The sequence below is a fragment of the Actibacterium naphthalenivorans genome, from assembly GCF_014196965.1.
GTDB classification, from domain to species: domain Bacteria; phylum Pseudomonadota; class Alphaproteobacteria; order Rhodobacterales; family Rhodobacteraceae; genus Actibacterium_A; species Actibacterium_A naphthalenivorans.
The window spans coordinates 1,577,556-1,590,908 of the sequence record NZ_JACIEQ010000001.1 but is presented as its reverse complement, the minus strand read 5'-3'; the positions used below and the strand labels follow the sequence as shown (position 1 = coordinate 1,590,908).

Sequence of the window (13,353 nt, the reverse complement as noted above, 5' to 3'; positions counted from 1 at the left end):
TGACCGCACATCTATCATCGCGCCCGTAGAGAGAGAATGCCAAGCGTGAAAATCAGTTCCCGACAAGCCGTACATCGTTTCGCAGCGGCCCCGGATTCGCCCCAACCCCCGGCAGCGTGGCGGATTTGCCATCGCTCGGGGTTTTCCTGCGTGGCGCACCGGGAAACACCGGACCATCTGCGCGCCAGAACCCGGAATGCCGTTCCGGTTTGCGCAGGGCTGGCCCGACCAAGTCCTTATTTCTTCCCGCATATGGCGCCGATTTGGAACAATCCCCTATTTTAAGCCCAGACAAACTGGAGCCTGGCCGACGTGAAATATTTTCCGATCTTCCTGTCCGTTCAGAACCGACGCATCCTTGTGTCCGGCGGCGGCGCGGCGGCGATTGCCAAGCTGCGCCTGCTGCTGAAGACCGAAGCGCGGATTACCGTGTTCGCCACGCGACCCGCGCCCGAGATTTCCGCCTGGGCCGATACAGGGCGGCTGATCCTTGCGCAACGCGGCCTCGCGCGCGCCGACCTCAAGGATGCCGCGCTGCTTTACGCGGCCGATGAAGACGCCGCACAGGATGCGCGGATCGCCGCGATGGGGGCCGAGGCCGGGGTTCCGACCAATATCGTCGATAATCTCGATGGCAGCAGCTTTCTGACCCCTGCCATCGTCGATCGTGATCCGGTGACGATCGCCATTGGCACCGAAGGCGCGGCCCCGGTTCTGGCGCGCTCGATCAAGGCCGGGCTGGAGGAGCGGCTGCCGCAGACGCTCGGCATTCTGGCCCGCGCGGCAAAGGCGTTTCGCCCGTTGGCCGAACGTCTGGCACCGGGCCGGGTGCGGCGGGCGTTCTGGGCGGAATATTATGACTATTCCGGCCCGAAAGCGCTGAATGCGACTGGCGAGGCGGCCTTGCCCGATGCGCTGAACGCGCTTCTGTCGCGCCACATGTCGGCCCCCACGCCGGTGGGCCGGGTCGATCTGGTGGGCGCCGGCCCCGGCGACCCCGACCTTCTGACGCTGAAGGCGCGCAAGGCGCTGGACGCGGCCGATGTGGTGATCCACGACCGGCTTGTCACGCCCGAGATCCTGGAACTCGCCCGGCGCGAGGCAACGATCATCGAGGCGGGCAAAACCGGTTTCGGCCCCGCGATGCAACAGGATGACATCAATGCGCTGATGATCGAACATGCGCGTGTGGGGGCCCATGTGGTGCGGCTCAAATCCGGCGATCCAGCGGTGTTCGGCAGGCTGGACGAAGAGCTTGACGCCCTGACCGCCGCCGGCATCGACTGGCAGATCGTGCCCGGCATCACCGCCGCCTCCGCCGCCGTGGCGCAGATCGGCCAGTCCTTCACCAAGCGCCAGCGCAATTCCTCCGTCCGGCTGCTGACCGGGCATGACGTGGCGGGCTTTGCCGAACATGACTGGCGCGCGCTAGCCCGCGCGGGCGAGGTCGCCGCCATCTATATGGGCAAGCGCAGCGCCCGGTTCGTTCAGGGCCGATTGCTGATGCATGGCGCCGATCCCGCCACGCCGGTGACCGTGGTCGAAAACGCCTCGCGCCCCGACAGCCGGTTGCGGGCGGTCACGCTGGCCGATCTTCCGGCAAGCCTTGACGGCGTGGACGGCCCCGCCGTGCTGCTGCTCGGCCTGGCGCCGCGCGCAGCCCAACCCGCAACCGCCACCGCACACCCCAAGGAGTTGGCCCTATGAGCCGTAAATTCACCCCGAAGGTCGTGACCGCGAATGACCTGCTGGATGGCGACACCATCTGGCTGACCGAAGACGACCGCTGGACCCGCCACATGCACGAGGCCGAGTTGATCGAGGATGAAGCGCACGCTCAGATCCGCCTGATTTTCGCCGAAAGCCAGCAATCGCGCATTGTTGGTGCCTATCTGGCCGATGCCAAGGCGGGCCCGAACGGCCCCGAGCCGGTGCATTTCCGCGAAACCTTCCGCACTCGCGGCCCGTCAAACTATGCCCATGGCAAGCAGGTGGAGATCGGCAATGTATAAGTACAATGATTTCGACGAAGCCTTCGTGCGGGAACGTGTCGCCCAGTTCAGCGCTCAGGTCGCGCGCCGCATCGACGGTTCGCTGAGCGAGGAGGAGTTCCGCCCGCTACGCCTGATGAACGGCCTGTATCTGCAACTGCACGCTTATATGCTGCGCGTCGCGGTTCCCTATGGCACGCTCAACAGCCGGCAGATGCGGCAACTGGCCTATATCGCCGAGCGGTGCGACAAGGGTTATGGCCATTTCACCACCCGCCAGAACATTCAGTACAACTGGCCGAAACTGCCCGATGTGCCGGATATGCTGTCGGCGCTGGCCGATGTGGAAATGCACGCCATCCAGACCAGCGGCAACACCATCCGAAACGTGACGTCCGACCATTTCGCGGGCGCTGCGGCGGATGAGATCGAGGACCCCCGCCCCTGGGCCGAGCTGATCCGGCAATGGTCGACCGACCATCCCGAGTTTCAGTTCCTGCCGCGCAAGTTCAAGATCGCCGTCACCGGAAGCCCGAACGACCGCGCCGTGGTCAAGGCGCATGACATCGGTCTGCGCATGATCAGAGACGAAAATGGCGAAGCCGGGTTCGAGGTGATCGTGGGCGGCGGCCTTGGCCGCACCCCGATGGAGGGCAAGGTCATCCGCCCCTTCCTGCCCAAGGCCGATCTGCTGCCCTATCTCGAGGCGATCGTCAGCGTCTACAACCTGCTGGGCCGGCGCGACAACAAATACAAGGCGCGCATAAAGATCACCGTCCATGAAAACGGCATCGAGACTGTGCGCGCCATGGTCGAGGAGGAATTCCTGCTGCGCCGCACCGCGTTTGGCGGGGCGGATCAGGCCCTGTTCAGCCAGATCAGTGACGCATTTCGGGCCCCTGCCTTCAGCGTGGGACCGACAGTTGCTTATGACAGCGCCCATGCCGGCGACCCCGTGTTCCGTGCCTGGGCCGATACCAATCTGGCGCGGCATCGCAACCCTGATTACGCCATCGTCACGATCTCGCTGAAAAAGCCGGGTGCCACCCCCGGCGATGCCACGGCCGCACAGATGCGCGTGATGGCCGATCTGGCCGAGGAATTCGGCCATGACGAGCTGCGCGTCAGCCATGAGCAGAACATCGTCCTGCCGCATGTGCATCGCGCGAACCTGCCCGCCCTGCACGCACGGCTGATCGCGGCGGATCTTGCCACGGCGAATATCGGGCTGGTGTCCGACATCATCGCCTGCCCCGGCATGGATTACTGCGCGCTGGCCACCGCCCGCTCCATCCCCGTGGCGCAGGAAATCGCCACCCGGTTCGAAGAGCTGCGGCTGGCGCATGATATCGGCCCGCTGAAGATCAAAATTTCCGGCTGCATCAACGCCTGCGGCCATCACCACGTCGGCCATATCGGCATTCTGGGCCTCGACCGGGCCGGGGTGGAAAACTATCAGATCACCCTGGGCGGCGATGGCACCCAGGATTTCGCCATCGGCGAGCGCGCGGGGCCGGGTTTTGCCTATGACGAAATCGTGCCGGCCATCGAACGGCTGCTTCTGGCCTATCTCGACCTGCGCGACGGACAGGAGGAAACCTTCCTCGACGCCTATCGCCGGCTGGGGCCGGGCCCGTTCAAGGCCGCGCTCTACCCCGAGGCCGAAAGGGGCCGGAAACATGCCGCATGATCCCATGATCCACCCGGTCGCCGACCGGGTAGCAGGCCTGAACGCGCGCTACCGCAACCACGCGGCGCAGGCGGTGCTGGAACGCGCCCTGACCGATCCGCATGTGGGGCGCATCGCGCTGGTCTCGTCCTTCGGGGCCGAATCGGTTGTGCTGCTGCACATGCTTTCGGTCATCGACCGCAGCGCGCCGGTGCTGTTCATCGACACCCAGATGCTGTTCCCCGAAACCCTGAGCTATCAGGCAGAGGTCGCCACCGCGCTCGGCCTGACCGACGTGCGCACGATCCGCGCCCGCCCCGAGGCCGTGGCCGCGCGCGATCCGGAGGGGCTGCTGCACCAGGCAGACACCGACGCCTGCTGCGATCTGCGCAAAACAGAGCCGCTGGAACGCGCCCTGGCCGATTTCGACGCCTGGATCACCGGACGCAAACGGTTTCAGGGCGCCACCCGCGCCACGCTGGACTTCTTCGAAAATGAGGGCGACCGCCGGATCAAGGTCAACCCGCTGGCGCATTGGGCGCCGCAGGACGTGCAGGACTACATGATCAACAACCGTCTGCCCCGCCATCCGCTGGTGGCAAGGGGCTATCCCTCGATCGGCTGCGCGCCCTGCACGTCGCGCGTGGCACCGGGCGAAGACCCGCGCGCCGGGCGCTGGCGCGATGCCGAAAAGGAAGAATGCGGAATTCACTTCATCAACGGCAAGGTCGTGCGTGGCCCGCTGCCGAAAGAGGAGGAACAGCCAATGAATATGCTCGTCACCGATCAGGGATTCGGCAAGGACGACTGGACCAACGGCTTCGTCAGTGCCGAACAGATCGGCGCACCCGCCGATGCGCCCATGCTGGCTGTCGATCTGCCCTCGGATACCGACCCCGCCAGCCTGGCGGGGCTGCTGCAGGGCATTGCGCTGATTCGGGTCGAGTTTCCGTCTTTCGCCGACGGGCGCGGCTTCACCCTGGCCCGGCGCCTGCGGCTGATGGGGTTCAACGGGCGGCTTCGGGCCCGCGGCCATGTGCTGGCCGATCAATATGCGATGGCCCGCCGCGCGGGCTTTGACGAAGTGGAGATTTCGCCCGAACTGACCGCGCGCCAACCCTGGGAACAATGGCAGGCCCGCGCCGGCTGGCAAAGCCACGATTACCAAAGCCGCCTGCGCGGCACCGCCTGATTTGGCAAGGATAGAGACGATGAATGACACTCGCCCCGTAAAATCCGACAGCGCGAAAGCGGTGCCCACCCTCCCCGACGCGCAAACCGTGACTTCGGTGCGTCACTGGACCGACCGGCTGTTTTCGTTCCGCGTCACGCGGCCGCGCAGCCTGCGCTTCCGCTCGGGCGAGTTCGTCATGATCGGCCTGATGGGCGACACCGGCAAACCCCTGCTGCGCGCCTATTCCATCGCCAGCCCCGCCTGGGACGAAGAGCTGGAGTTCTACTCGATCAAGGTGCCCGACGGCCCCCTGACCAGCCGGCTGCAGCATATCCGGCCCGGCGATCAGATCATCCTGCGCCCCAAGCCCGTCGGCACCCTGGTGCTCGACGCGCTGCTGCCGGGCAAGCGGCTGTGGCTGTTCGCCACCGGCACCGGCATCGCCCCCTTCGCCAGCCTGATGCGCGACCCCGACACCTATGAGCGGTATGACGAGGTCATCATGATGCACACCTGCCGGGATCTGGCAGAGCTGGACTATGGCCGCGAGCTGGTCGAGGGGCTGCCCGACGATCCGCTGATCGGCGAGATCGTCGCCGGCAAATTGCGTTACTATCCCACCACAACCCGCGAGCAGAGCCCGTTCATGGGCCGGATCACCGACAACCTGCGCACGGGCAAGGTGTTCGCCGATCTGGGCCTGCCGCCGATGTCGCCCGAAACCGACAGGGGCATGGTCTGCGGATCGCTGCAGTTCAACAAGGATATCATGGCCATCCTCGAAACCTTCGGCCTGCGCGAGGGCGCGAATTCAGAGCCAAGGGAATATGTCGTCGAGAAGGCGTTCGTGGGCTAGGCCAGCACGGCGAGCGACCGGACCCAACGAAAAACCCCGCACCAGTGATGGCGCGGGGTTTTTTCCGTGCCCCTTTCGGGGATCAAGTGGTGAGCCGTGCTGGATTCGAACCAGCGACCCACTGATTAAAAGTCAGTTGCTCTACCAACTGAGCTAACGGCCCACTCGAGGCCTGCTACCTAGAAAAAGCCGCAGGGGCGGTCAAGGCCCATAATGCGCTTTTTTCACGGGTCTCTGGATTCACCTCGCACCCCACGCTATATGCCGCCCCATGCGCAAGGCGGAAAACACCCCAGGCCTGCCCTTCATGAAAATGCATGGGCTTGGCAATGACTTCGTGGTCATCGACCAGCGGGCAGGCTCTGCCCCGCTGCCCGCCGCGCTTGTCACCGCCATCGCCGACCGTCATCGCGGCGTGGGATTCGACCAGCTTGCCGTCATCGAAGCGGCGCCGGATGCCGATGCGCGCCTGACCTTCTTCAATTCCGACGGCTCGCTTTCCGCCACCTGCGGCAACGCCACGCGCTGCATCGCCCGCCACATCATGGACGAGTCCGGCAAGCCCGCCCTGACCCTGATCACCGAACGGGGGCGGCTGACGGCCGAGGATGCGGGCGGCGGGCTGACCCGCGTGAACATGGGCGCGCCGCTGCTGAGCTGGCAGGAGGTGCCGCTGGCCCGCGCGATGGACACGCTGACCCTGCCCATCGAAGGTGCCCCCGTGGCCACCGGCATGGGCAACCCGCATTGCACCTTCTTCGTCGATGACGCCGAAACGGTCGATCTGGCGGCGCGCGGCGCGGAAATCGAACATCACCCGCTGTTCCCCGAACGCACGAATGTGCAATTCGCCAGCCTGATCGGCCCCGATCACCTGCGCATGCGCGTGTGGGAGCGTGGTGTCGGGGTCACGCTGGCCTCGGGCTCCTCCTCCTGCGCCACGGCGGTGGCGGCGGCGCGTCGCGGGCTGACCGGGCGCAAGGTGACGATCGAGCTTGACGGCGGCACCATCACGATCGACTGGCGCGATGATGGCGTCTGGATGGCCGGACCCACCGCGCATGTCTTTTCCGGCAGGTTCACGCCCGCCTTCCTGGGATCGGCCTGATGGCACCCACCGCCCCGAAGTTCACCACCCTCGGCTGTCGCCTGAACGCCTATGAGACCGAGGCGATGAAAGAACTCTCCGCCGCCGCCGGCGTGGAGAACGCCGTGATCGTCAACACCTGCGCCGTAACGGCAGAGGCCGTGCGCAAGGCGCGCCAGGAAATCCGCAAACTGCGACGCGACAACCCCGGCGCCAAGCTCATCGTTACCGGCTGCGCGGCACAGACAGAGCCTGAAACCTTCTCGAACATGGCCGAAGTCGATCTTGTCATCGGCAATACCGAAAAGATGCAGCCGCAGATATGGGCGGCGATGAAGGGGCCCGATTTCATCGGCGATACCGAAAAGGTGCAGGTCGATGACATCATGTCCGTCACCGAAACCGCCGGCCACCTGATCGACGGGTTCGGTTCCCGATCCCGCGCCTATGTGCAGGTGCAGAACGGCTGCGACCACCGCTGCACCTTCTGCATCATCCCCTTTGGCCGGGGCAACTCCCGCTCCGTCCCCGCCGGCGTGGTGGTGGATCAGATCAAGCGGCTGGTGGATCGCGGCTACAACGAGGTTGTCCTGACCGGCGTCGACCTGACAAGCTGGGGCGCAGACCTGCCTGCGGCGCCCCGGCTGGGTGATCTGGTCATGCGCATCCTGAAACTGGTGCCCGACCTGCCGCGCCTGCGGATCAGTTCGATCGACAGTATCGAGGTGGATGATAACCTGATGCAGGCCATCGCCACCGAACCACGCCTGATGCCGCATCTTCACCTCAGCCTGCAGGCCGGCGACGACATGATCCTGAAGCGTATGAAACGCCGCCACCTGCGCGACGATGCCATCCGGTTCTGCGAAGATTCCAAACGCCTGCGCCCCGATATGACCTTCGGCGCCGATATCATCGCCGGCTTCCCGACAGAGACCGAGGCGATGTTCGACAATTCGCTGAAGCTGGTGGACGACTGCGACCTTACCTGGCTGCATGTCTTTCCCTACTCTCCCCGCCCCGGCACGCCCGCGGCACGCATGCCCCAGGTCCACGGCACGGCCATCAAATCCCGCGCCGCCCGCCTGCGCGCGGCGGGCGAGGCACAGGTGGCCCGGCACCTGACCGCGCAGCTTGGCCAGACCCACCATATCCTGATGGAAAACCCCCGCATGGGCCGCACCGAACAGTTCACCGAGGTCACATTCGGCGCCGACCAGACCGAAGGCGGCATCGTCACCGCACGGATCACCGGACAGCACGGCCATCAGCTCACCGCATGACCCTGCCCATCCTCTATTCCTTCCGCCGCTGCCCCTATGCCATGCGCGCGCGGCTGGCGCTGGCCAGTGCCGGCATCCCGTGCGAGCTGCGCGAGGTGGTGCTGCGTGACAAACCCGCGGAACTGCTGGCCGCCTCGCCCAAAGGCACGGTGCCGGTGCTGGTGGCAGCGGACGCCACCGTCGAGCAAAGCCTGGAGATCATGCTCTGGGCGCTCTCGCGCAACGATCCCGAAGGCTGGCTCGATATGCCCGGCGAAGGCCACGCCCTCATCACCCAGATCGACGGCCCCTTCAAATCCGCCCTCGACCGCTACAAATACGCCTCCCGCCACACAGAGACCGACCCGGCACAGCAACGTGAAGACGCGGCTCTGATCCTGCTGGATTTCGACAAGAGACTCGCCCAAAACCCATGGCTGCTCGGTCCACGCCCGACTCTGGCCGACATGGCAACACTCACCTTCGTCCGCCAGTTCGCCATGGTTGACAAACCATGGTTCAACGCACAGCCCTGGCCCTGCCTCGCGCGCTGGCTCGCGGCTTTTCTGGCCTCCGGCAGGTTCACGGCGATCATGACGAAATACCCGCAATGGCACCCCGGCGAGTCCGCCACGCTCTTTCCCCCGCCCTCTTCATCTTTCTGAAAATATCCCCGCCGGAGGCATGAAACTTCTCCGCCGCACACACGCGGTGGTGAATGGACAGGGCGCATCCGGCACCATACCCTGCGCCCCGGTGAATCGACCCGAGGACGCACATGCAGCTTTTCCACTCCCCCACCTCGCCTTTCGTGCGCAAGGTCATGGTGGTCCTGCACGAAACCGGACAACTGCCGGCGGTAGAACTCCTCCCTGCTTCGGGCCATCCCCTCGCCTCGCAGAATATGCCGACCGCGCATAACCCGCTCGGCAAGGTTCCCACGCTGCTTCGCGACGATGGCCCGGCGATCTATGACAGCCGGGTGATCTGCCGCTTCCTCGACGCCCGGGCCGATGGCACGCTTTATCCCGAGGCGGGTATCTGGGAATCGCTGACGCTCGAGGCGACGGCAGACGGCATCATGGATGCCGCCGTCCTGATGATGTACGAGATACGCTGCCGGCCCGAAGAGATGCGCGTGGAAGACTGGGGCGAGGCGCAGTGGCAAAAGATCGTACGCGCGCTGGATGCGCTCGAAACCCACTGGATGGATCATCTGGCCACCGCCCGGCTGGACATCGGGCAGATCGCCACCGGCTGCGCGCTGGCCTATCTCGATTTCCGCCTCGGCAACCGCGACTGGCGCGGCGATCGGCCCGCGCTGGCAGGCTGGTGCGCCGAATTCACTCAGCGGCCGTCGATGCAGGCCACGATACCCGTGGGCTGATCGTCAGAAGCGGAAGGTCAGCCCGATGTTCAGCGCATTGGTGATGAGGTCCGTCTCCAGCGTTCCGCCGTTATCAAGATCCGCCTCGTTCTGGGTATAGGTGCCCTTGTATTCGCCGAACACCGCCCATTTGTCGTTCAGGTCATAGCTTGCACCGGCAACAAGCTGAAGCGCGGGCCCTGTCAGCTGATACTCGAATGTCTTGCCCCCGGCCGACTGGATATCGACATGCGGAATGGCAACACCGGCCCCCGCGCCGACATAGGGCGTCCACCGGCGCGACTCGGACGGCCAGCGATAGAAGGCGTTCAGTGTCACGATGTTCAGGCCATCGGTGAACTCCAGCCGGCTGAACCCGGTGTCCGCCAGCGTCTCGTCATCGGCATAGACCTTGGCGTGGTTGAACTCCAGCGCGAAGCCGACACGCTCGGTGCGCCACCAGGTCGCGCGAAAGCCGTAATAGGGCGGCATGTCGAACGATTTGCCGTCCCAGCCCGCGTTATAGTCGAACACCCCGACACCGCCCGGATCGTTGCCCTTGATCGTGCTGTGCGGCGCGCTCTGCACACCGGTGTAAACGCTGATCTCCACCTCTGCGGCCGCCGGGGTGGCAAGAAACGCGACAGGGAGGATGGCAAGGATGAGGGGCTTCATGGGAGACTCCGATCAAGGCGGTATGCCGGATTGCACGGCATGCTGGCAAAACCCGCCCGCAGGCGCAACCGCAAAACTCCGCATCACTTCGTCGCGGGGCTGCGGAAAATGCCGCCCCCGGCGCCACAGGGTTGTGAAATCGTCTCATGCGGGCAATGACTTCTAGACGTTGGCTTACAACCCCGCTAAGTAACCGCGCGTGAGGCTGCGCTGCCGTCGTGGCCCGATAGAATGGCCAAAGAAGGGAGTTTTCTCTTGTCCCACGCAGAAGCAGAAAGTGACCACGGCAGCACCCGCCGCGATTTTCTCTACTACGCCACGGCAGGCGCTGCCGCGGTAACCGCAGGCGCCGCTGTCTGGCCTCTGGTAAATCAGATGAACCCATCGGCCGACGTGCAGGCGCTCAGCTCCATCCGCGTCGATGTGTCCGGTGTCGAGGTCGGCACCCAGCTGACCGTCAAGTATCTTGGCAAGCCGATCTTCGTGCGCCGCCGCACCCAGGAAGAGATCGAAGCCGCCCGCGCCGTGCCGCTGTCCGACCTGATCGACAAAACCTCCGAAAACCCCAACCTGTCTCCCGACGCCACCGCCGAAGACCAGAACCGCACGCTGGACGAAGCCGGCGAATGGCTGGTGATGATCGGTGTGTGCACCCATCTGGGCTGCGTGCCGATCGGCAATGCCTCGGGTGATTTCGGCGGCTGGTTCTGCCCCTGCCACGGCTCGCATTACGACACTGCCGGGCGCATCCGCAAAGGCCCCGCGCCCGAGAATCTGTGGATTCCCGTCGCCGAGTTCGCGGATGAGACGACGATCAAGCTGGGTTGAGGGAGAACACGATGTCCGGAATTCCGCACGACCATTACGAACCGACGACCGGGGCCGAGAAATGGCTTCATCGCCGCCTGCCCATCGTTGGGCTGCTTTATGACACGCTGATGATCCCCACCCCCAAGAACCTGAACTGGATGTGGATCTGGGGTATCGTCCTGACCTTCTGCCTGGCGCTGCAGATCGTCACCGGCATCGTTCTGGCGATGCACTACACCCCGCATGCCGACATGGCCTTTGCCTCGGTCGAGCATATCATGCGCGACGTGAACGGTGGCCACATGCTGCGCTACCTGCATGCCAACGGCGCCTCGCTGTTCTTCGTGGCAGTCTATCTGCACCTGTTCCGCGGTTTCTACTACGGCTCTTACAAGGCGCCGCGTGAAGTCACCTGGATCATCGGCATGCTGATCTATCTGTGCATGATGGGCACCGCCTTCATGGGCTATGTTCTGCCCTGGGGCCAGATGTCGTTCTGGGGTGCCACGGTGATCACCGGCCTGTTTGGTGCGATCCCGTTCATCGGCGACAGCATCCAGACCTGGCTGCTCGGCGGGCCTGCGGTGGACAACGCCACGCTGAACCGCTTCTTCAGCCTGCACTACCTGCTGCCCTTCGTGATCGCGGCGCTGGTGGCGGTGCATATCTGGGCCTTCCATTCCACCGGCAACAACAACCCCACCGGGGTCGAGGTGCGCCGTAGCTCGAAAGCCGAGGCCGAGAAAGACACTGTTCCTTTCTGGCCCTATTTCGTGATGAAGGACCTGTTCGCGCTGGGTGTGATCCTGGTGGTGTTCTTCGCGATCGTCGGCTTCATGCCGAACTATCTGGGCCACCCCGACAACTACATCGAGGCGAACCCGCTTTCGACGCCCGCGCATATCGTTCCGGAATGGTACTTCCTGCCCTTCTACGCGATCCTGCGCGCCTTCACCTCCGAAGTCTGGGCGGTGCAATTCGTCGAATTCATCACCTTCGGCATCGTCAATGCCAAGTTCTTCGGCGTGCTGGCCATGTTCGGCTCGATCGTCGCGATGGCGCTGGCTCCCTGGCTCGATACCTCTTCGGTGCGTTCGGGCAAGTACCGGCCGATGTTCAAATGGTGGTTCGCCCTGCTGTGCATCGATTTCGTGGTTCTGATGTGGGTGGGTGCGCAAAGCACAGAGTTCCCGTATGACTGGATCTCGCTGATCGCCGCGACCTACTGGTTTGCCTATTTCTTCGTGATCCTGCCACTGCTCGGCGTGATCGAGAAGCCGACGGCACAGCCAGCCACCATCGAAGAAGACTTCAACGCCCATTACGGCAAGGGCGGAACCGACGGGGCCGCGGCCCAGCCGGCCCCGGCCGAGTGAGAGAAAGGATCAAAAACATGATCAGGAAACTCACCCTTTCGGCGCTTTCCGCCCTCGCCCTGACCACGGGCGCCGCGTTCGCGGCAGGCGGCGAAGCCACCACCCACGACGTGGACTTCTCGTTCGAAGGCCCGTTCGGCAAGTTCGACCAAATGCAGCTGCAGCGCGGCCTTCAGGTTTACACCGAGGTCTGTGCTTCCTGCCACGGTCTGCGCTACGTGCCGCTGCGCGCCCTGGGCGACGAGGGCGGCCCCGCGCTGCCCGAGGATCAGGTTCGCGCCTATGCGGAGTTTTACGAAGTGTTCGACCCGGCGCTGGATGATTACCGCCCCGCCACCCCGACCGATCACTTCCCGACCTCCAGCCTGGACAACGCGCCCGACCTCAGCCTGATGGCCAAGGCGCGCGCGGGCTTCCACGGGCCCTATGGCACCGGTCTCAGCCAGCTGTTCAAGGGCATCGGCGGGCCGGAGCATATCGTCGCGATCCTCACCAGCTTTACCGGCGAGGAAAAGGAAGAGGCCGGAACGCTCTACTACGGCAACACCGCCTTCCCCGGCGGCTGGATCGCCATGGCCCCGCCGCTGGTCGGCGAGGATGTGGAATATGCCGATGGACATTCCAACGAGATCCACCATGAGGCGGAAGATGTCGCCGCCTTCCTGATGTGGGCCGCAGAACCCAAGATGATGGCCCGCAAACAGGCCGGTTTCACCGGCGTCGTGTTTCTGGTGATCCTCACGGTTCTGCTCTATTGGACGAACAAACGGATCTGGGCCCCGCTCAAGGGCAAGAAAACGGCCTGAGGCCGAACCGATCCGGGAATTGAGAAGGCGGGCCACAAAATGGCCCGCCTTTTTCTTAGAGATATTATACTTGACGTACCCACTCCAAATATGAGCTACCCCCCGAAATTCGGACACTGACGTAAGCTACGATTTGTTGTCAGCTGATCTCCCAGCCACGTTCCGATGAACCTCTGGCTGCAGGCCGTCTACCTGATGTGCGCCAGCAAGAAGGGTATCAGCAGAATCAACTTCACCACACCCTCGGCGTCACACTTAAGACCGCATGGTTCATGTCGCAC

General features: G+C 64.4%; 13 protein-coding genes, 1 tRNA gene and 1 pseudogene. 13 read left to right on the top strand and 2 right to left on the bottom strand.

Annotation, left to right across the window (positions count from 1 at the left end; all coding sequences use genetic code 11):
* Window positions 1-312: 312 nt before the first annotated feature.
* From cysG to GGR17_RS07815, 6 genes and pseudogenes are all read left to right on the top strand, one after another.
* The gene (cysG, locus tag GGR17_RS07835; protein ID WP_054540159.1) at window positions 313-1,707 is read left to right on the top strand and encodes a siroheme synthase CysG; all 1,395 of its coding nucleotides are present in this window, start codon (window positions 313-315) and stop codon (window positions 1,705-1,707) included.
* Entirely contained in the window at window positions 1,704-2,012 is a 309-nt protein-coding gene (locus GGR17_RS07830; protein ID WP_037204683.1) for a DUF2849 domain-containing protein, read from the top strand. The genes cysG and GGR17_RS07830 overlap by 4 nt, the downstream gene beginning before the upstream one ends.
* Window positions 2,005-3,681, top strand: a complete 1,677-nt coding sequence (locus GGR17_RS07825) for a nitrite/sulfite reductase (protein WP_054540160.1) — start codon at window positions 2,005-2,007, stop codon at window positions 3,679-3,681. Before GGR17_RS07830 ends, GGR17_RS07825 begins: the two co-directional genes overlap by 8 nt.
* Window positions 3,671-4,417 (top strand): annotated as a pseudogene (locus GGR17_RS20335) (phosphoadenylyl-sulfate reductase); the annotation flags it as partial. The gene GGR17_RS07825 and the pseudogene GGR17_RS20335, both read left to right, overlap by 11 nt.
* Window positions 4,418-4,426: 9 nt before the next feature.
* Entirely contained in the window at window positions 4,427-4,852 is a 426-nt protein-coding gene (locus GGR17_RS20330) for a DUF934 domain-containing protein (protein WP_173585984.1), read from the top strand.
* A gap of 19 nt (window positions 4,853-4,871) precedes the next feature.
* On the top strand, window positions 4,872-5,690 hold the full coding sequence (locus tag GGR17_RS07815) for a ferredoxin--NADP reductase (RefSeq protein WP_037204688.1): 819 nt from the start codon (window positions 4,872-4,874) through the stop codon (window positions 5,688-5,690).
* An 87-nt stretch (window positions 5,691-5,777) separates the two neighbouring features.
* Here the strand turns inward: GGR17_RS07815 and GGR17_RS07810 are convergent.
* Window positions 5,778-5,853, bottom strand: a tRNA-Lys gene (locus GGR17_RS07810).
* Between the two features lie 108 nt (window positions 5,854-5,961).
* Between GGR17_RS07810 and dapF the strand changes: the two genes are divergently transcribed.
* The 4 genes from dapF to GGR17_RS07790 all read left to right on the top strand — a co-directional run bounded on the left by dapF (window position 5,962) and on the right by GGR17_RS07790 (window position 9,426).
* On the top strand, window positions 5,962-6,798 hold the full coding sequence (dapF, locus tag GGR17_RS07805; RefSeq protein ID WP_054540161.1) for a diaminopimelate epimerase: 837 nt from the start codon (window positions 5,962-5,964) through the stop codon (window positions 6,796-6,798).
* Window positions 6,798-8,060 carry a tRNA (N(6)-L-threonylcarbamoyladenosine(37)-C(2))-methylthiotransferase MtaB gene (gene mtaB, locus GGR17_RS07800; RefSeq protein ID WP_054540162.1) on the top strand — a complete coding sequence of 421 codons (1,263 nt, stop codon included), beginning with the start codon at window positions 6,798-6,800 and terminating at the stop codon, window positions 8,058-8,060. The genes dapF and mtaB overlap by 1 nt, the downstream gene beginning before the upstream one ends.
* Window positions 8,057-8,704: a glutathione S-transferase gene (locus tag GGR17_RS07795; RefSeq protein ID WP_054540163.1), complete on the top strand. Its 648-nt coding sequence runs from the start codon at window positions 8,057-8,059 to the stop codon at window positions 8,702-8,704. Before mtaB ends, GGR17_RS07795 begins: the two co-directional genes overlap by 4 nt.
* 113 nt (window positions 8,705-8,817) lie before the next feature.
* Window positions 8,818-9,426, top strand: a complete 609-nt coding sequence (locus GGR17_RS07790) for a glutathione S-transferase (protein ID WP_054540164.1) — start codon at window positions 8,818-8,820, stop codon at window positions 9,424-9,426.
* A gap of 3 nt (window positions 9,427-9,429) precedes the next feature.
* Here the strand turns inward: GGR17_RS07790 and GGR17_RS07785 are convergent, their stop codons facing one another.
* Window positions 9,430-10,080 carry an outer membrane protein gene (locus tag GGR17_RS07785; protein WP_054540165.1) on the bottom strand — a complete coding sequence of 217 codons (651 nt, stop codon included), beginning with the start codon at window positions 10,078-10,080 and terminating at the stop codon, window positions 9,430-9,432.
* Between the two features lie 255 nt (window positions 10,081-10,335).
* On the opposite strand from GGR17_RS07785, the gene petA reads away from it, so the two are divergent.
* Genes petA through GGR17_RS07770 form a run of 3 tightly spaced genes read left to right on the top strand, consistent with a single transcriptional unit; the run spans window position 10,336 to window position 13,072 of the window.
* The gene (gene petA, locus GGR17_RS07780) at window positions 10,336-10,908 is read left to right on the top strand and encodes a ubiquinol-cytochrome c reductase iron-sulfur subunit (protein WP_037204857.1); all 573 of its coding nucleotides are present in this window, start codon (window positions 10,336-10,338) and stop codon (window positions 10,906-10,908) included.
* Window positions 10,909-10,919: 11 nt separating this feature from the next.
* Entirely contained in the window at window positions 10,920-12,266 is a 1,347-nt protein-coding gene (gene petB / locus GGR17_RS07775; RefSeq protein ID WP_054540166.1) for a cytochrome b, read from the top strand.
* Window positions 12,267-12,283: 17 nt separating this feature from the next.
* Window positions 12,284-13,072, top strand: coding sequence for a cytochrome c1 (locus GGR17_RS07770; protein ID WP_054540167.1), 789 nt, complete (start codon window positions 12,284-12,286; stop codon window positions 13,070-13,072).
* Window positions 13,073-13,353 lie beyond the last annotated feature (281 nt).

Bases quoted from the DNA above. Each gene is read 5' to 3' on its own strand.
- GGR17_RS07770 (WP_054540167.1), top strand. From the start codon at position 12,284: ATGATCAGGAAACTCACCCTTTCGGCGCTTTCCGCCCTCGCCCTGACC.
- dapF (WP_054540161.1), top strand. From the start codon at position 5,962: ATGCGCAAGGCGGAAAACACCCCAGGCCTGCCCTTCATGAAAATGCAT.
- GGR17_RS20330 (WP_173585984.1), top strand. From the start codon at position 4,427: ATGAATATGCTCGTCACCGATCAGGGATTCGGCAAGGACGACTGGACC.
- GGR17_RS07815 (WP_037204688.1), top strand. From the start codon at position 4,872: ATGAATGACACTCGCCCCGTAAAATCCGACAGCGCGAAAGCGGTGCCC.
- GGR17_RS07830 (WP_037204683.1), top strand. From the start codon at position 1,704: ATGAGCCGTAAATTCACCCCGAAGGTCGTGACCGCGAATGACCTGCTG.
- GGR17_RS07785 (WP_054540165.1), bottom strand. From the start codon at position 10,080: ATGAAGCCCCTCATCCTTGCCATCCTCCCTGTCGCGTTTCTTGCCACC.
- mtaB (WP_054540162.1), top strand. From the start codon at position 6,798: ATGGCACCCACCGCCCCGAAGTTCACCACCCTCGGCTGTCGCCTGAAC.
- GGR17_RS07825 (WP_054540160.1), top strand. From the start codon at position 2,005: ATGTATAAGTACAATGATTTCGACGAAGCCTTCGTGCGGGAACGTGTC.
- GGR17_RS07790 (WP_054540164.1), top strand. From the start codon at position 8,818: ATGCAGCTTTTCCACTCCCCCACCTCGCCTTTCGTGCGCAAGGTCATG.
- GGR17_RS07795 (WP_054540163.1), top strand. From the start codon at position 8,057: ATGACCCTGCCCATCCTCTATTCCTTCCGCCGCTGCCCCTATGCCATG.
- petB (WP_054540166.1), top strand. From the start codon at position 10,920: ATGTCCGGAATTCCGCACGACCATTACGAACCGACGACCGGGGCCGAG.